Raw genomic sequence first — 17,759 nt, 5'->3', positions numbered from 1 at the left:
AACTCAGGCGGGGATTATAGTAGGTAGATGGCGCAGTTTCGACACATTTGCTATATTTGCGCGCCTGAGAGACAGGAGTTTTCGCTATGACATCCCGACGAGACTGGCAGTTGCAGCAGCTGGGCATTACCCAGTGGGCTTTGCGTCGCCCGACGGCGTTGCGGGGCGAAATAGCCATCTCCATACCTGCGCATGTCCGCCTGGTGATGGTGGCAGAAGCGCCGCCTGCCCTGAACGAGCCCCTGATTGAGGATGTCCTTCGCACCCTGAAGGTGACCCGCGATCAGGTATTACAGCTGGCGCCCGAAAGCGTCGCGATGCTTCCCCCTGACAGCCGCTGTAACAGCTGGCGAATCGGGGCGGTGGACGAGCTACCTCTTGAAGGAAGCCAGATCAGTTCGCCAGCGCTGGACGAACTGAAAGCCAACCCAAAAGCGCGTAGCGCGCTATGGCAACAAATTTGCGAATATGAACACGATTTCTTCCCTCACGACGGCTGACCTGACCACCGCGTTCGCGATTGAAACCCGCGCCCATGCCTTTCCGTGGAGCGAAAAGACGTTTGCCAGCAATCAGGGCGAACGCTATTTAAATCTCCGCCTGGACGTTGACGGTGCGATGGCTGCGTTCGCCATCACGCAGGTCGTTCTGGACGAGGCGACGCTGTTTAATATTGCGGTCGATCCCGCTTACCAGCGCCGCGGGGTGGGCAGGGAACTGCTTGAGCACCTCATTCGTGAGCTGGAAACCCGTGACGTTTTCACCCTGTGGCTGGAGGTGCGCGCGTCCAATGTCGCCGCCATCGCGCTCTATGAAAGCTTAGGCTTCAACGAGGCGACTATCCGCCGTAACTACTACCCCACCGCAGAGGGACGTGAAGACGCCATTATCATGGCTCTGCCGATTGGATAACGAAAATAAGGTTGTAACGATGAAATGGGACTGGATTTTCTTTGATGCCGACGAAACGCTGTTTACGTTTGACTCGTTCGGCGGCCTACAGCGAATGTTTCTCGACTATAGCGTGACGTTCACCGCGGAAGATTTTCAGGACTATCAGGCGGTGAACAAACCGCTGTGGGTGGATTACCAGAACGGAGCCATCACCGCGTTACAGCTTCAGCATCAGCGTTTTGACGTGTGGGCTGAACGGTTAAACGTCAGTCCTGGGGCGCTGAACGAGGCCTTCCTGAATGCGATGGCGGATATCTGCGCGCCGCTGCCCGGCGCCGTTTCTCTGCTGGATTCGCTGAAAGGGAAGGTGAAGCTTGGGATCATTACCAACGGCTTTACCGCGCTTCAGCAGATCCGCCTTGAACGCACCGGCCTGCGCGATCATTTCGACGCGCTGGTGATCTCCGAAGAGGTGGGCGTACCGAAGCCGGATCCGCGTATTTTCGATTATGCGCTGGCGCAAGCGGGCAATCCTGACCGCGATCGCGTGCTGATGGTGGGGGATACGGCAGAATCTGATATTCTGGGAGGTATGAGATCGGGCCTGTCGACCGTCTGGCTGAATGCGCATGGTCGCACGCTGCCGGAAGGCATCGAGCCGACCTGGACCGTTACGTCATTGAACGAACTGGAGCAGCTCCTGTGTAAACAATGATTGCCTGCCCCCTGTTGATGGGTAAAATAGCCGCATTTTTCGTATTCCATGATGCGCGGCCTGCTGCCGCGCTTACCTAAGAAGAATTGATTATGACGTTGTCTCCTTATCTGCAAGAGGTGGCCAAACGCCGCACTTTTGCCATTATCTCGCACCCGGATGCCGGTAAAACGACCATCACCGAGAAGGTGTTGCTGTTCGGACAGGCGATCCAGACCGCGGGTACCGTTAAAGGCCGTGGCTCCAGCCAGCATGCTAAATCCGACTGGATGGAGATGGAAAAGCAGCGTGGTATTTCGATTACCACCTCCGTGATGCAGTTCCCGTATCACGACTGCCTGGTGAACCTGCTGGACACCCCGGGGCACGAAGACTTCTCCGAAGATACCTACCGTACGCTGACGGCGGTGGACTGCTGCCTGATGGTGATCGACGCCGCGAAAGGTGTTGAAGATCGTACCCGCAAGCTGATGGAAGTCACCCGTCTGCGCGATACGCCGATCCTCACCTTTATGAACAAACTCGACCGTGACATCCGTGATCCGATGGAGCTGATGGATGAAGTGGAAAACGAGCTGAAGATTGCCTGCGCGCCAATCACCTGGCCGATTGGCTGCGGCAAGCTGTTCAAAGGGGTTTACCACCTCTATAAAGACGAAACCTACCTGTACCAGACCGGTAAGGGCCACACCATTCAGGAAGTCCGCATTGTGAAAGGTCTGGACAACCCGGAGCTGGACGCCGCTGTCGGTGAAGAGCTGGCCGCCCAGCTGCGCGATGAACTGGAGCTGGTTAAAGGCGCGTCGCATGAGTTCGACAGAGAGCTGTTCCTGAGCGGTGAAATTACCCCGGTCTTCTTCGGTACCGCACTCGGCAACTTCGGCGTTGACCATATGCTCGACGGTCTGGTTGAGTGGGCCCCGCAGCCGATGCCGCGTAAAACCGACACCCGCGAAGTAGAAGCGAAGGAAGAGAAGTTCTCCGGCTTCGTCTTTAAAATTCAGGCCAACATGGACCCGAAACACCGCGACCGCGTCGCCTTTATGCGCGTGGTTTCCGGTAAGTACGAAAAGGGCATGAAGCTGCGTCAGGTCCGTATCGGTAAAGACGTAGTGATATCCGACGCGCTGACCTTCATGGCGGGCGACCGTTCGCATGTAGAAGAAGCCTATCCGGGTGACATCATTGGTTTACACAACCACGGTACCATTCAGATTGGCGATACCTTCACGCAAGGCGAAATGATGAAGTTCACCGGTATCCCTAACTTCGCGCCAGAACTGTTCCGCCGCATTCGCCTGCGCGATCCGCTGAAGCAGAAGCAGCTGCTGAAAGGCCTGGTCCAGCTTTCCGAAGAGGGCGCGGTACAGGTGTTCCGCCCAATCGCCAACAACGATCTGATCGTGGGCGCGGTGGGTGTGCTCCAGTTCGACGTGGTGGTTGCCCGTCTTAAGAGCGAGTACAACGTGGAAGCGATTTACGAATCGGTGAACGTGGCGACGGCGCGCTGGGTTGAGTGTTCTGACGTGAAGAAATTCGAAGAATTTAAACGTAAGAACGAAGTTCAGCTGGCGCTGGACGGTGGCGATAACCTGACCTATATCGCCCCAACCATGGTAAACCTGAACCTGACGCAGGAACGTTATCCTGATGTTCAGTTCCGCAAAACGCGCGAGCATTAATTTCCTTTCAGAGCACGGCAGCCGCCGTGCTCTTCTTTAATTCCTGTGTTATTAAACCCTTGCGGAATGTTCTTAATTCACCGCAATTTTTCGCTATTCGTTCGTTTTTTCCCCAATTCTGAATGCACCCCTCTGATTGTGATCTATATTTAACTCAGTGTTTAGCACCGGGCGTGGATGAATTAACTGTTCAATGCATGTCCATTGGTTCTCCATTTTGCCCCGGTGTTAATTCGCAATATATAAAACCAAGATTAGGGAAGTATGTCGCCCAAATAATGGGCAAAACACAGGAATAAATCGATGAATATGACAAGACTGAAGATTTCTAAAACTCTGCTGGCCGTAACGTTGGGTAGTGTCCTGGTAAGCGGTTCTGCTCTGGCGGAAACCAGCACCATGGATAAAGCGCAAAATTCCGCCAATACCGCAGGGGAAAAAATCGATAGCTCTATGAATAAAGTCGGTAATTTCATGGATGACAGCTCAATCACAGCAAAAGTGAAAGCCGCACTGGTGGATCACGAATCCATCAAGAGCACCGATATTTCTGTTAAAACCGACAACAAGGTTGTCACCCTGAGCGGTTTCGTTGAAAGCCAGACCCAGGCCGAAGAAGCCGTTAAAGTGGCGAAAGGCGTTGAGGGCGTAAGCTCCGTCAGCGACAAACTGCACGTACGTGACAGCAAAGAATCGTCGGTGAAGGGCTATGCCGGAGATGCAGCAACTACCAGCGAAATCAAAGCTAAACTGTTAGCTGACGACATCGTGCCATCCCGTATGGTGAAAGTTGAAACCACCGATGGTGTGGTCCAGCTGTCCGGTACGGTTGAGAATCAGGCACAAAGCGATCGTGCCGAGTCAATTGCGAAAGCTATTGATGGTGTGAAAAGCGTCAAAAACGATCTGAAAACGAAGTAAAGCAGTACCATTCGCCCGTCAGGCTGAAAACCGCGGGCGAAATAAAAACGATTCTGGAAAAGCCGGTGAGTGACCTGAGCGCTCACGTTTAGCGGCCGACATTAACTATGGTAAAGGAGAGGCTTATGTTTCGTTGGGGCATTATATTTCTGGTTATCGCGTTAATTGCCGCCGCATTGGGCTTTGGTGGACTGGCGGGTACCGCGGCATGGGCAGCGAAAATTGTCTTCGTCGTCGGTATTATTCTGTTCCTGGTCAGCCTGTTTACGGGTCGACGTCGCCCGTAGCAAACGCAATATTTATTAAACAAACTCAAGCCAGTCCTCGTGACTGGCTTTTTCTCGTTTGAGAACCACCGGGGAAGTGCGTTACTGTGTCTCATCAAAATAATGAAAACAGGAAGGCAGAGGTGGGGCAACGAATTCCCGTTACGCTCGGCAATATTGCGCCGCTGACGTTAAAACCGTTTCATGCAGGCCAGCTTGCGCTGGTCTGTGAAGGGGGAGGGCAGCGCGGTATTTTCACTGCTGGCGTGCTTGACGAATTTATGCGCGCACAATTCAACCCGTTCGATCTCTATTTCGGTACCTCTGCCGGGGCGCAGAACCTCTCCGCCTATGTCTGCAACCAGCCCGGCTATGCGCGCAAAGTGATTATGCGCTACACCACCTCCAAAGAATTCTTCAATCCGGTACGCTTCGTACGCGGCGGGAACCTGATCGATCTCGACTGGTTACTGGATGCTACCTCCAGCCAGATGCCGCTGGCCATGGATACCGCGTCACGTCTGTTCGATACCGGCAAAGAGTTCTGGATGTGCGCCAGCCGTGGCGATGACTATTCGCCGGGTTACTTTTCGCCGCAGAAAGAGAACTGGCTGGATATCATCCGCGCGTCCAGCGCGATCCCGGGATTCTACCGCACCGGCGCCCTGCTGGAGGGGATAAGCTATCTTGACGGCGGTATCAGCGACGCGGTGCCGGTACAGGAGGCGGCGCGGCGCGGGGCAAAAACCATTGTGGTGATCCGCACGGTGCCTTCGCAGATGTATTACACCCCACAGTGGTTTAAGCGGATGGAACGCTGGCTGGGCGACAGCAGCCTGCAACCGCTGGTGAATATCGCGAAGCAGCATGAAACCACCTACGGCGCGATGCAGCGTTTTATTGAAAAACCACCGGGCAAGCTGCGCATCTTTGAAATTTATCCGCCTAAGCCGCTGTTGAGCATGGCGCTGGGCAGTCGGCTGCCTGCGTTGCGTATGGATTACAAAACGGGGCGGCTGTGCGGGCGTTACTTCCTGGCGACAGTCGGGAAAATGCTGGCGGAGCAACCGCCTCTTCATCGGCATAAAAGCATCATTTTGCCGCCTGCCGTTGTGGCCAATGACGCGTTGGCGATGCCGCTGGTGGACGCGCCGCAGGCCAACGATGGCTTACTCGATAACGAGGATCTGGCGTGACGCACTGCTTTATCGATACCCATTGCCACTTTGATTTCCCGCCGTTTAGCGGGGAGGAAACATCAAGTATTGCGCGCGCGGCTGAGGCCGGTGTGAGAGCCATTATTGTGCCCGCTATTGAAGCGGCGAGATTCGACAAAGTTCTGGCGCTTGCCCGGGAGCACGATGCGCTGTATGCCGCGCTGGGTCTGCATCCGATCGTTATTGAGCACCATCTTGATGACCATCTCGACAGGCTGGATGCCACGCTGCAAAATGCGGATACGAAGCTGGTTGCCATCGGTGAGATCGGCCTCGATCTCTATCGTGAAGATCCGCAGTTTGAGCGCCAGCAGACGATCCTGGATGCGCAGCTCCGGCTGGCAAAGCGCCACGATCTGCCGGTGATCCTCCACTCCAGACGTACCCATGACAAACTGGCGATGCACCTGAAGCGTATCGACGTGCCGCGCAGGGGCGTGGTCCATGGTTTCGCTGGAAGCCTTCAGCAGGCGCAGCGTTTTATTGAGCTGGGCTATAAGATTGGCGTCGGTGGCACCATTACCTATCCGCGTGCCAGCAAAACCCGTGATGTGATGGCGCAGCTCCCGCTGACCTCGCTCCTGCTGGAAACGGATGCGCCTGACATGCCGCTGAATGGTTTTCAGGGCCAGCCCAACCGCCCGGAGCAGGCGGCGCGCGTTTTTGATGTGCTGTGTGAGCTGCGTCAGGAGCCTGAAGATGTGATTGCCAGCGCGCTGCTGGAAAACACCCGCGCGGTCTTCGGCATCACGCTATAAATAAAGGGCCGGGCGGATCACCGTGATCTGCTGCCGTTCCAGGGCCTGCGCCAGCGGCTCGATGTCCTCCGGCGTGGCGCTCCGCCATCGCGCCGCCTCCCCGTAAACCCCATGAGCATGAAACGCGTTGATCCGCACAGGAACGTTCCCCAACGCGTGGATAAAAGCGGTCAGCGATGGCAGATGGTGCAGATAATCACACCGAGCGGGGATCACCAGCAGGCGCAGCTCCGTCAGGCGATGACGATCGGCCAGCCAGCGGATGCTCTGCTTGATCTGCGTGTTTTCGCGCCCGGTCAGAAAACGGTGATGTTCATTGCCCCAGGCTTTCAGATCCACCATCGCGCCGTCAAACACCGGTAACAGCTTTTGCCAGCCGGTTTCGCTTAACAGGCCGTTGCTGTCCACCAGGCACGTCAGATGGCGCAGGGACGGATCGGCTTTGATCGCGGTGAACAGCGCAACCAAAAACGGCAGCTGCGTGGTGGCCTCACCCCCGCTGACGGTCACGCCCTCAATAAACGGCGCGGACGTGCGAACCCGGGAGAGGATCTCCTCGACGCTATAGCGCTGCGCCATCGGCGTCGCCTGCTGCTGACACAGGTGCAGACAGGTGTCGCACTGCTGACAGTGACTCTCCTGCCACCAGACGCGCCCGGCCTGAATTGCCAGCGCATCATGAGGACAGTGGGGAACACAGTCGCCGCAGTCGTTGCAGCGCCCTATCGTCCACGGGTTGTGGCAGGTTTTGCAGCGCAGGTTACAGCCCTGGAGGAACAACGCCAGGCGGCTGCCCGGCCCGTCCACGCAGGAGAAGGGTATGACCTGACTAACTAAAGCGCATCTGCTGTTCATGGCTTATCACGCGCGGCTGACGTTCCAGAATACGGGTATTGCGCGCGGCCTCCTCGCCGAGCCAGGTGGTGTTGGTGCGCGAGCCGGCCTCCCGGTATTTCTCCAGATCGGAGAGCCGCACCATATACCCGGTGACGCGCACCAGGTCGTTTCCGGCTACATTCGCGGTGAACTCACGCATACCGGCGTTGAACGCCCCCAGGCACAGCTGCACCACAGCCTGAGGATTGCGTTTAACCGTTTCCTCCAGGGTGAGAATATCGCTGATCCCCGAATGATAGTGTTTATGATGCGGCGCCACGGCCAGCAGGTGGCTGACAGGGTCCGGTTCGTCGCCGTACGGCAGACGTGCGCCCGGCGTGGTGCCAGAATCGGAACTGATCCCAGACTGGGCATGCAGCATCGCGCGGTGCTGCCAGCCGTGTTTCACCGGCGTGTTTTCAACAAACGCCGCAAGCTGTTCACTGATGCGGTAGCCCAGCGCATTGGCCTGTTCGTTCTTACCGTAACGTCCCGTAATGCCTGCTTTCTCGCACAGCACATTCACCGCTTCGGCCAGACCGTACATGCCAAACATCGGCACAAAGCGATCGGCATCAATCAGCCCCTCTTTCACCAGGAAGCTATTCTCAAAGAAGCCGGATTGTTCATATAAAAAATCGCAGCGCGCATTGATGATCGCGATTTGTTGCTGGCAGTAGTGTGGCAGGGTACGGGTGAAAAAGTCTTCCGGTGAGCGGCTGTGTTCCGCAATCGCTTTCAGGTTAAGGCGCACCAGCGTGCTGCCGCCGCCCGCCAGCGGCAGGGAGTTGTAACAGCTCACCACGCCATAGCGACCTTTTGTGAAAATTTTATCATTCACCGGGCCATTAGAAATATGCGGTTTACCACATTCACAAATGTTTTCCGCCACGCTCAGCAGCAGATCGCCGGGGGTTACATCCGGGTCGTAGATAAAGGTCAGGTTCGGCGCAACCTGCTTCAGTTCTGCATCCGCACGAAGGATGGCTCGGGTGACAGGCGTATCCGCCGGGCCGATATTGGCATGCATAAACGCATCGGGCAGGGTTCTGTCCAGGTAACGCCAGAAACGTTTTATTCGGCTATCGATTTCATCCTGTGTTAGAATTTTAACATAGGGGCTGAGTATCTCATCGAGCTGGCCCAGATAGACCGGCATCGATGTGACGGACGGAACATGGTGATAAAGGATAGTGAGCAGCGAGAGGGCATCATCCAGATCTTTAGCCCCTTCCAGCTCCAGCCATTCTGAGCCGTTAGCCAGAAATTTAGCGTAGTCCGGCAGCACGTAGCGCGGTTTGTAAGGCGCATGGCCTTCGAACATGTCGCAGATGAATCCCTCGTCCAGCGCGGCCCGGGCCGCCTCTGGCAGAGCGGGATAGGGCAGATTGTTCTCTGCTTCCAGCGCCAGAAAATGACGTTTTTGTTCTGGGGTTAACACCGGGCTGGTCACAATGTGCTGGCAACGTTGTTGCAGGGCGTCGGGCATGTTCACTTCCTTGGTTGTTCTGCGGATGGTGAACGAATTGTAGGAAGCCAGCCTGGTGGCGCTTTTGATCAGACAGGGGATATCGCCGATTTAGTCAGCAATTAACGCACTAAAATTTGAAGAAGATCTCATTACAGTAATGCAAATTTGCACACAGTTTTCATTAACTGTGATGAATGTCGAAGTGTGGATGCGGGTGAATGTTAGAATACTCACAGACCCGCAAGGTAAAATTTATACGGCACTGCCGTTGGAGAATGTTATGACCGATTTAACTGCAAGCAGCCTGCGCGCGTTGAAACTGATGGACCTGACCACCCTGAACGATGACGACACCAATGAAAAAGTCATCGCCCTGTGCCATCAGGCGAAAACGCCAGTGGGTAACACCGCCGCCGTCTGTATCTACCCGCGCTTCATCCCGATTGCCCGCAAAACGCTGAAAGAGCAGGGCACGCCGGACGTGCGCATTGCCACCGTAACTAACTTCCCGCACGGCAATGACGATATCGAGATCGCGCTGGCAGAAACCCGCGCGGCGATTGCGTACGGCGCGGACGAAGTTGACGTGGTATTCCCGTACCGCGCGCTGATCGCCGGCAACGAGCAGGTCGGTTTTGACCTGGTGAAAGCCTGTAAAGACGCGTGTGCGGCGGCAAACGTGCTGCTTAAAGTGATCATCGAAACCGGCGAGCTGAAAGAAGAGGCGTTGATTCGTAAGGCGTCTGAAATCTCCATCAAAGCGGGCGCGGATTTCATTAAAACCTCTACCGGTAAAGTGCCGGTCAACGCTACTCCGGAAAGCGCACGCATCATGATGGAAGTCATCCGTGATATGGGCGTGTCCAAAACCGTTGGCTTCAAACCGGCGGGCGGCGTGCGTACCGCGGAAGACGCGCAGCAGTTCCTGGCGATTGCCGACGAGCTGTTCGGCGCCGACTGGGCTGATTCCCGCCACTACCGCTTCGGCGCGTCCAGCCTGCTGGCCAGCTTGCTGAAAGCGCTGGGTCACGGTGACGGTAAGAGCGCAAGCAGCTACTAAGTTGAATTGCCGGGTGACGCTACGCTAACCCGGCCTACAGGATCGTAGGGCGGGTCAACATATCCGCCGCCATTCACCCGATTCCGCATGGAGGTTACCGTGTTTCTCGCACAAGAAATTATTCGTAAAAAACGTGATGGTCATGCATTAAGCGACGAAGAAATCCGCTTTTTTATCAATGGCATTCGTGATAACACCATCTCTGAAGGGCAGATTGCGGCTCTGGCGATGACCATTTTCTTCCACGATATGTCGATGCCTGAGCGCGTGTCGCTGACCATGGCGATGCGAGATTCAGGAACCGTTCTGGACTGGAAAAGCCTCAACCTTAACGGCCCAATTGTGGACAAACACTCCACCGGCGGCGTGGGCGACGTGACGTCTCTGATGCTCGGCCCAATGGTGGCGGCCTGTGGCGGTTACATCCCGATGATTTCCGGGCGCGGCCTGGGTCATACCGGCGGTACGCTCGACAAACTGGAAGCCATTCCGGGCTTCGATATCTTCCCGGATGACAACCGCTTCCGCGACATTATTAAAGACGTTGGCGTGGCGATTATCGGCCAGACCAGCTCTCTTGCTCCGGCTGACAAGCGTTTCTACGCGACGCGTGACATTACCGCGACCGTAGACTCCATCCCGCTGATCACCGCCTCTATCCTTGCCAAAAAACTGGCGGAAGGTCTGGATGCGCTGGTGATGGATGTGAAAGTGGGCAGCGGCGCGTTTATGCCAACCTATGAACTCTCTGAGGCGCTGGCCGAAGCGATCGTTGGCGTCTCCAACGGCGCGGGCGTGCGCACCACTGCACTGCTGACGGACATGAACCAGGTGCTGGCCTCCAGCGCCGGTAACGCGGTTGAAGTCCGTGAGGCCGTGCAGTTCCTCACAGGCGAATACCGTAACCCGCGCCTGTTCGATGTCACCATGGCGCTGTGCGTTGAGATGTTAATCTCCGGCAAGTTGGCCAAAGACGACGCGGAAGCCCGCGCGAAGCTTCAGGCGGTGCTGGACAACGGCAAAGCGGCGGAGATCTTTGGTCGGATGGTGGCGGCGCAGAAAGGCCCGACCGACTTCGTGGAAAACTACGCGAAATACCTGCCCACCGCGATGCTCAGCAAAGCGGTCTATGCGGACAGCGAAGGCTTTGTCTCGGCTATGGATACCCGCGCGCTCGGCATGGCTGTTGTGTCTATGGGCGGCGGTCGTCGTCAGGCATCGGACACCATTGATTACAGCGTCGGCTTTACCGATATGGCCCGTCTGGGCGACAGCGTTGACGGCCAACGTCCGCTGGCGGTGATCCACGCGAAAGATGAAGCCAGCTGGCAGGACGCGGCGAAAGCGGTGAAGGCGGCAATATCTCTTGACGATAAAGCACCGGAAACCACACCGACGGTCTATCGTCGTATCACTGAATAGCGGTATACTGATCTGATCGCATTTTTATGAAGCACTAAGTACGGAGAACAATTATGAAACGTGCATTTATTATGGTGCTGGACTCATTCGGCATCGGCGCAACCGAAGATGCAGAACGATTTGGTGACGTGGGTTCCGATACCCTGGGTCACATCGCGGAAGCCTGTGCAAAAGGCGAAGCGGACAACGGTCGTAAAGGCCCTCTGAACCTGCCAAACCTGACCCGTCTGGGGCTGGTAAAAGCGCATGAAGGCTCTACCGGTAAGATCGCAGCCGGTATGGACGGTAACGCGGAAGTGGTGGGCGCCTACGCGTGGGCGCACGAGCTCTCTTCCGGGAAAGATACTCCGTCCGGCCACTGGGAAATTGCCGGCGTGCCGGTGCTGTTTGACTGGGGTTACTTTTCCGATCACGAGAACAGCTTCCCGCAGGAGCTGCTCGATAAGCTGGTGAAGCGCGCCAACCTGCCGGGCTACCTCGGCAACTGCCACTCTTCCGGTACCGTGATTCTGGATCAGCTCGGCGAAGAGCATATGAAAACCGGCAAGCCGATTTTCTATACCTCTGCTGACTCCGTGTTCCAGATCGCCTGCCATGAAGAGACGTTTGGCCTGGATAAACTGTACGAGCTGTGCGAGATCGCCCGTGAAGAGCTGACCGAAGGCGGCTACAACATTGGCCGCGTTATCGCGCGTCCGTTTATCGGCGACAAAGCGGGTAACTTCCAGCGTACCGGCAACCGTCACGATCTGGCCGTGGAGCCACCGGCGCCGACCGTGCTGCAAAAACTCGTCGACGAGAAAGACGGCCACGTGGTTTCCGTGGGTAAAATCGCGGACATTTACGCCAACTGCGGCATTACCAAAAAGGTCAAAGCGACCGGTCTGGATGCGCTGTTCGACGCCACCATCAAAGAGATGAAAGAAGCGGGCGATAAGACCATTGTCTTCACCAACTTCGTGGACTTCGACTCCTCCTGGGGCCACCGTCGCGACGTCGCCGGGTATGCTGCGGGTCTGGAGCTGTTTGACCGCCGTCTGCCAGAGCTGATGGAGCTGGTGGGGGAAGATGACATTCTGATCCTGACCGCTGACCATGGCTGTGACCCGACCTGGACCGGTACCGACCACACCCGTGAGCACATTCCGGTGCTGGTGTACGGCCCGAAAGTCAAACCGGGCTCGCTGGGTCACCGTGAGACCTTCGCGGACATCGGCCAGACGATTGCGAAATACTTTGGTACGTCTGACATGGAATATGGCAAGGCTATGTTCTAAACGGATTGGGTGCGGCCTGATGCCCTCACCCCGGCCCTCTCCCACCGGGAGAGGGAGAAACAGAATGTAGGCCGGGTAAGGCGTAGCCGCCACCCGGCAAAAACAACAATGTAAAAGGAACTGAAGATGGCAACTCCTCACATTAATGCAGAAATGGGTGATTTCGCTGACGTCGTATTGATGCCGGGCGACCCGCTGCGCGCGAAGCACATTGCAGAAACCTTCCTCGAAGACGTGCGTGAAGTGAACAACGTGCGCGGCATGCTGGGCTTCACCGGCACCTATAAAGGCCGCAAAATCTCCGTGATGGGTCACGGCATGGGTATCCCATCCTGCTCCATCTACACCAAAGAGCTGATCACCGATTTCGGCGTGAAGAAAATCATCCGTGTCGGCTCCTGCGGCGCAGTGCGCATGGACGTTAAGCTGCGTGACGTGGTGATCGGCATGGGCGCGTGCACCGACTCTAAAGTCAACCGCATTCGCTTTAAAGATCATGACTTTGCGGCCATCGCTGACTTTGACATGGTGCGTAACGCGGTTGACGCGGCAAAAGCGCTGGGCGTTGACGCGCGCGTGGGCAACCTGTTCTCTGCCGATCTGTTCTACTCGCCAGAAGGCGACATGTTCGACGTGATGGAAAAATACGGCATTCTGGGCGTGGAAATGGAAGCGGCCGGTATCTACGGCGTGGCGGCTGAATTCGGTGCGAAAGCGCTGACCATCTGCACCGTGTCTGACCACATCCGTACCCACGAGCAGACTACCGCTGCCGAGCGTCAGACCACCTTCAACGACATGATCAAAATCGCGCTGGAATCCGTTCTGCTCGGCGATAAAGAGTAATACCTGTTGTGCCGGGTGGCGGCTTCGCCTGACCCGGCCTGCGGTTTTCCAGGCCCGCTAAGCAGAGCGCCAGCGGGCTTTTTATTAGCGTACTGCCTGCGCAATCCACGCCGATAACTCCCGCAACTCTTGTTCCTGTTCCGGAAAATCAACACGTAACGCGTCACACTCCTGTTGCAGCATATCTGCCCGATAGAGACAGCCCTGCAAACGTGCAGCCAGCGCTTCTAACGGTGCCGGATTAAGACTATCCGTAAATACCTGGGTACGAGAGATATGGCCTTTCTCGACGTCAAAGTGCAGCTCAACGCCGCCCCAGGTAAATCGCTCATCCAGCAGGTGTGAAAACGCCGGTGCCTGACCGAAATTCCACTCCCAGCTGCTCTGGCGGGCGAAGGTTTCCGCGAAGTTTGGCAGATCCGGGGTTTTATCCGGAGAAATAACCTCGGCTTCTACGCGTTCACCGTAATGCCTGAAAAAGGCCTCGCGGATCGCATCGCAAATGCGTTCATGGGTAATCCCCGGCAGGAGCTCCACCAGATTCGCCACGCGACCGCGCACGGAGGTAATGCCTTTGGCCTGGAGCTTTTTCTTGTCCGGGTTCAGATAGTTTGCCAGACGGCTCAGATCGGCATTCAGCAATAATGTGCCGTGGTGGAATCCGCGATCCATCGTTTCGCGGTAGGCTGAGCCTGACACTTTCCGGTCGCCTTCAGGCGTTTTCACGACCAGATCGTTACGTCCCGAGGCTTCAGCCGTCACGCCGAGCGAATTGAGCGCGTTAAGCACAATGGAGGTCGAGATGGTTTTGTCGTACTCCGGCTTGCCCGCCATAAAGGTAAAGCAGGTGTTGCCCAGATCGTGAAACACCGCACCGCCGCCGCTGCTGCGGCGCGCCAGGCGGACGTTGTCCTCTTCCATACGGCGGGTGTTACACTCTTTCCACGGATTTTGCGCGCGACCAATAACGACCGTATCGGCGTTGCGCCAGAGAAACAGGACGCGCTGGGTGGCAGGCATCTGGCGGAAGATGCACTCTTCTACCGCCAGGTTAAACCAGGGATCGTAAGAGTCAGAGATTAGCAGGCGTAACGTCGACATGGCAGAGTTCCTTTTCCGAATCATCCGCCTACTTTATCACTATTCTTTCTTCTCGCTCTCTTCCTCTTCGGGAACCGACTTGCTGGCGGTTAACAGGAACGGCGACTGCTGCCAGCGGGTGCGCTTGCCCTGGAGCAACATGCGCGCCAGTACCACGCCAATCGCCAGCGAGAGCAGCAGCATCAGGCGCAAAATATTGGTGGTGTTATCCACCTGTTTGGCTTCGGTTGGCAGGGTGTGGGTGTCGAGTGTCAGACGTAAATAGCCGAGCGGACCATTCTTGCCCTGAATGGGTTCGACGATTTGTTGGTTGAAATAACCACCGGCTTTTTTGCCATCCAGCGCCAGCCTGTCGCGCACGTCGACATGCTCACCCGCGCGGGCAATCAGGTCGCCCTGTTCATCGTACACACCCGCATCCAGAATGCGGCTGTTTTCCGTAAGCTGGCGCAATACCTGGGCTATTCGCTTATCATCCGGCGTTTCGGTGCGCATAGACGGCGCAACGTTGAGCGTCACCTGGCGCGCCAGCGTCCGGGCCAGTTCCTCAAACTGCGGGTTACGCTGTCGTTGGTGATTCTGGCTAAACCAGGATGCCCCCTGCATCAGCGCCACTAATAGTGCGAGACAGATCAGGACAATCACGGCGCGATGAAGCCGGAATTTCAGTTTTGCGCGAGCCATATTCCACCTGCTTAAAATTTACGGCTTAATGTTGCCAGAAGTGATGGTTACAGGGTAGCCTCATGCGTTATTTTCCCTCTGGAACCTTCCGGCGCGAACGAAATTACAGGAGCTTCAATGCCGAACATTACCTGGTGCGACCTGCCAACGGATGTCTCTTTATGGCCAGGATTGCCGCTCTCTTTAAGTGGCGATGAGGTGATGCCTCTCGATTACCACGCTGGCCGTAGCGGCTGGCTGCTGTACGGACGCGGCCTGGATAAGCAACGCCTCACCCAGTATCAAACCAAACTGGGCGCAGCGATGGTCATCGTTGCGGCCTGGTGCGTGGAAGATTATCAGGTTATTCGCCTGGCGGGTTCCCTGACGCAGCGCGCCACGCGTCTGGCGCACGACGCCGGGCTGGACGTTGCCCCCCTCGGCAAAATTCCGCACCTGAAAACGCCCGGCCTGCTGGTAATGGACATGGACTCCACCGCCATTCAGATCGAATGTATTGACGAGATTGCTAAACTGGCGGGCAGCGGCGAGCTGGTGGCGGAAGTCACCGAGCGCGCGATGCGCGGCGAGCTGGATTTTACCGCCAGCCTGAGACAGCGCGTGGCGACCCTGAAGGGGGCCGATGCTAACATTTTGCGTCAGGTGCGCGATGAACTGCCCCTGATGCCTGGGCTGACGCAGCTAGTGCTCAAGCTGGAGACGCTCGGCTGGAAAGTGGCGATTGCCTCCGGCGGGTTCACCTTCTTTGCCGACTACCTGCGTGACAAGCTGCGTCTGACCACCGTGGTGGCAAACGAGCTGGAGATCATGGACGGCAAACTCACCGGACAGGTCATCGGCGACATCGTGGATGCGCAGTACAAAGCCAATACGCTGACGCGTCTGGCGGAGAAATATGCCATTCCGGTCGAGCAGACCGTCGCCATCGGCGATGGCGCGAACGATCTGCCGATGATCAAAGTTGCCGGGCTGGGTATTGCCTACCATGCCAAGCCGAAAGTGAATGAAAAGACGGAAGTCACTATCCGTCATGCTGATCTGATGGGGGTGTTCTGTATTCTCTCCGGCAGCATTAATCAAAAATAGCGGCCTGCTTTTGTAGGCCGGGTAAGCGTCAGCGCCACCCGGCGCGCAGACCGCACAGAAATAACGAGGTAAACCGTGGCGAAAGCTCCAAAACGCGCATTTGTCTGTAATGAATGTGGTGCGGATTATCCGCGCTGGCAGGGGCAATGCAGCGCCTGCCATGCCTGGAACACCATCACCGAAGTGCGTGGTGTGGCGGCTTCGCCGAGCGTGGCCCGCAATGAACGGCTGAGCGGCTATGCGGGCAATGCAGGCGTGTCGAAGGTACAAAAACTTTCGGATATCAGCCTGGAAGCGCTGCCGCGCTTTTCCACCGGATTCAAAGAATTTGACCGCGTGCTCGGCGGTGGCGTAGTGCCGGGCAGCGCCATTCTGATCGGCGGTAACCCGGGAGCGGGTAAATCGACCCTGCTGCTGCAAACGCTCTGCAAGCTAGCCGAACAGATGAAAACCCTGTACGTCACGGGGGAAGAATCACTTCAGCAGGTGGCGATGCGCGCGCACCGCCTCGGCCTGCCGACCGGCAATCTGAATATGCTTTCGGAAACCAGCATCGAGCAGATCTGCATGATCGCCGAAGAAGAGCAGCCGAAGCTGATGGTGATTGACTCCATTCAGGTGATGCATATGGCTGACATTCAGTCGTCACCGGGAAGCGTGGCGCAGGTGCGTGAAACCGCGGCCTACCTGACGCGCTTTGCCAAAACGCGCGGCGTGGCGATTGTGATGGTTGGTCATGTGACCAAAGACGGCTCGCTGGCGGGACCGAAAGTGCTTGAACACTGTATCGACTGCTCGGTGATGCTCGATGGCGATGCGGATTCCCGTTTTCGTACCCTGCGCAGCCATAAAAACCGCTTTGGCGCGGTGAATGAGCTGGGCGTGTTTGCCATGACCGAGCAGGGGCTTCGCGAAGTCAGCAACCCGTCGGCCATCTTCCTGAGCCGTGGCGACGAGATCACGTCCGGTAGTTCGGTGATGGTGCTGTGGGAGGGGACGCGTCCGCTGCTGGTTGAAATTCAGGCGCTGGTGGATCAATCGATGATGGGCAACCCGCGGCGCGTGGCGGTCGGTCTGGAACAGAACCGCCTGGCGATCCTGCTGGCGGTGCTGCACCGTCACGGCGGTCTGCAAATGGCGGATCAGGATGTGTTCGTCAACGTGGTTGGTGGGGTGAAGGTTACGGAAACCAGCGCGGACCTGGCGCTGCTGCTGGCAATGGTCTCCAGCCTGCGCGACAGACCGTTGCCGCAGGATCTGGTGGTATTTGGTGAGGTAGGGCTGGCCGGCGAGATCCGCCCGGTGCCGAGCGGTCAGGAGCGTATCTCCGAAGCGGCAAAACATGGCTTCCGCCGCGCGATTGTTCCGGCCGCCAACGTGCCGAAAAAAATTCCGGAAGGGATGCAGGTTTTTGGCGTTAAAAAACTTGCAGATGCGTTAAATGTCTTTGACGACTTATAATTACGTATTCGATTTTGCAGGA

The 17,759-nt window shown here is 56.8% G+C and carries 18 protein-coding genes; 14 read left to right on the top strand and 4 right to left on the bottom strand.

Translation table 11 applies throughout. The features are described 5' to 3' along the window. The first annotated feature begins 86 nt into the window (after positions 1–86). From IM290_RS00780 to IM290_RS00745, 8 genes are all read left to right on the top strand, one after another. A complete protein-coding gene (locus tag IM290_RS00780) occupies positions 87–500 on the top strand; it encodes a DNA polymerase III subunit psi (protein ID WP_023295888.1) in 414 nt (137 codons plus the stop codon). Further along, the gene (gene rimI, locus IM290_RS00775) at positions 469–912 is read left to right on the top strand and encodes a ribosomal protein S18-alanine N-acetyltransferase (RefSeq protein ID WP_193042031.1); all 444 of its coding nucleotides are present in this window, start codon (positions 469–471) and stop codon (positions 910–912) included. The genes IM290_RS00780 and rimI overlap by 32 nt, the downstream gene beginning before the upstream one ends. A 19-nt stretch (positions 913–931) precedes the next feature. Next, complete coding sequence (gene yjjG / locus IM290_RS00770; protein WP_017383835.1) at positions 932–1,609, top strand: pyrimidine 5'-nucleotidase; 678 nt, start codon at positions 932–934, stop codon at positions 1,607–1,609. A 92-nt stretch (positions 1,610–1,701) separates the two neighbouring features. Then, entirely contained in the window at positions 1,702–3,291 is a 1,590-nt protein-coding gene (prfC, locus tag IM290_RS00765; RefSeq protein WP_006810210.1) for a peptide chain release factor 3, read from the top strand. A gap of 303 nt (positions 3,292–3,594) precedes the next feature. After that, positions 3,595–4,212, top strand: coding sequence for a molecular chaperone OsmY (gene osmY, locus IM290_RS00760; RefSeq protein ID WP_015572610.1), 618 nt, complete (start codon positions 3,595–3,597; stop codon positions 4,210–4,212). 125 nt (positions 4,213–4,337) lie between these two features. Next, entirely contained in the window at positions 4,338–4,499 is a 162-nt protein-coding gene (locus IM290_RS00755; protein ID WP_003856556.1) for a DUF1328 domain-containing protein, read from the top strand. A gap of 122 nt (positions 4,500–4,621) precedes the next feature. Next, positions 4,622–5,674: a patatin family protein gene (locus tag IM290_RS00750; protein WP_032670596.1), complete on the top strand. Its 1,053-nt coding sequence runs from the start codon at positions 4,622–4,624 to the stop codon at positions 5,672–5,674. Beyond that, a complete protein-coding gene (locus IM290_RS00745; RefSeq protein ID WP_032652508.1) occupies positions 5,671–6,453 on the top strand; it encodes a TatD family hydrolase in 783 nt (260 codons plus the stop codon). Before IM290_RS00750 ends, IM290_RS00745 begins: the two co-directional genes overlap by 4 nt. Here the strand turns inward: IM290_RS00745 and IM290_RS00740 are convergent. Next, positions 6,448–7,308 carry a YjjW family glycine radical enzyme activase gene (locus IM290_RS00740; protein ID WP_017694551.1) on the bottom strand — a complete coding sequence of 287 codons (861 nt, stop codon included), beginning with the start codon at positions 7,306–7,308 and terminating at the stop codon, positions 6,448–6,450. The two genes, IM290_RS00745 and IM290_RS00740, sit on opposite strands and share 6 nt — an antisense overlap. Continuing rightward, on the bottom strand, positions 7,283–8,818 hold the full coding sequence (locus IM290_RS00735; protein ID WP_193042032.1) for a YjjI family glycine radical enzyme: 1,536 nt from the start codon (positions 8,816–8,818) through the stop codon (positions 7,283–7,285). Before IM290_RS00735 ends, IM290_RS00740 begins: the two co-directional genes overlap by 26 nt. 262 nt (positions 8,819–9,080) lie before the next feature. Between IM290_RS00735 and deoC the strand changes: the two genes are divergently transcribed. The 4 genes from deoC to deoD all read left to right on the top strand — a co-directional run bounded on the left by deoC (position 9,081) and on the right by deoD (position 13,405). Beyond that, on the top strand, positions 9,081–9,860 hold the full coding sequence (gene deoC, locus IM290_RS00730; RefSeq protein ID WP_003856543.1) for a deoxyribose-phosphate aldolase: 780 nt from the start codon (positions 9,081–9,083) through the stop codon (positions 9,858–9,860). Between the two features lie 99 nt (positions 9,861–9,959). Beyond that, positions 9,960–11,282, top strand: a complete 1,323-nt coding sequence (gene deoA, locus IM290_RS00725; RefSeq protein ID WP_017383831.1) for a thymidine phosphorylase — start codon at positions 9,960–9,962, stop codon at positions 11,280–11,282. A gap of 53 nt (positions 11,283–11,335) precedes the next feature. Beyond that, positions 11,336–12,559 (top strand): phosphopentomutase, encoded by a 1,224-nt coding sequence (gene deoB / locus IM290_RS00720; RefSeq protein WP_003856540.1) that lies wholly within the window; start codon positions 11,336–11,338, stop codon positions 12,557–12,559. A gap of 126 nt (positions 12,560–12,685) precedes the next feature. Further along, complete coding sequence (gene deoD, locus IM290_RS00715; RefSeq protein WP_003856538.1) at positions 12,686–13,405, top strand: purine-nucleoside phosphorylase; 720 nt, start codon at positions 12,686–12,688, stop codon at positions 13,403–13,405. An 84-nt stretch (positions 13,406–13,489) separates the two neighbouring features. On the opposite strand, the gene lplA is transcribed toward deoD, so the two are convergent. Both lplA and IM290_RS00705 read right to left on the bottom strand, forming a co-directional pair. Beyond that, entirely contained in the window at positions 13,490–14,506 is a 1,017-nt protein-coding gene (gene lplA, locus IM290_RS00710) for a lipoate--protein ligase LplA (protein ID WP_015572614.1), read from the bottom strand. 39 nt (positions 14,507–14,545) lie between these two features. Further along, a complete protein-coding gene (locus tag IM290_RS00705; RefSeq protein ID WP_193042033.1) occupies positions 14,546–15,190 on the bottom strand; it encodes a YtjB family periplasmic protein in 645 nt (214 codons plus the stop codon). Positions 15,191–15,307: 117 nt separating this feature from the next. Here IM290_RS00705 and serB point away from each other — a divergent pair, with 117 nt between their 5' ends. Together serB and radA are read left to right on the top strand one after the other, a co-directional pair. Continuing rightward, positions 15,308–16,276 carry a phosphoserine phosphatase gene (gene serB / locus IM290_RS00700; protein WP_003856524.1) on the top strand — a complete coding sequence of 323 codons (969 nt, stop codon included), beginning with the start codon at positions 15,308–15,310 and terminating at the stop codon, positions 16,274–16,276. 75 nt (positions 16,277–16,351) lie between these two features. Continuing rightward, positions 16,352–17,737 (top strand): DNA repair protein RadA, encoded by a 1,386-nt coding sequence (gene radA, locus IM290_RS00695; protein WP_017383829.1) that lies wholly within the window; start codon positions 16,352–16,354, stop codon positions 17,735–17,737. The last annotated feature ends 22 nt before the right edge of the window (positions 17,738–17,759 follow it).

It is taken from the genome of Enterobacter cloacae complex sp. S1 (assembly GCF_014930525.1).
GTDB classification, from domain to species: domain Bacteria; phylum Pseudomonadota; class Gammaproteobacteria; order Enterobacterales; family Enterobacteriaceae; genus Enterobacter; species Enterobacter hormaechei_C.
The sequence above is the reverse complement of the archived record's forward strand: the minus strand, read 5'-3'. Positions and strand labels throughout refer to the sequence as shown.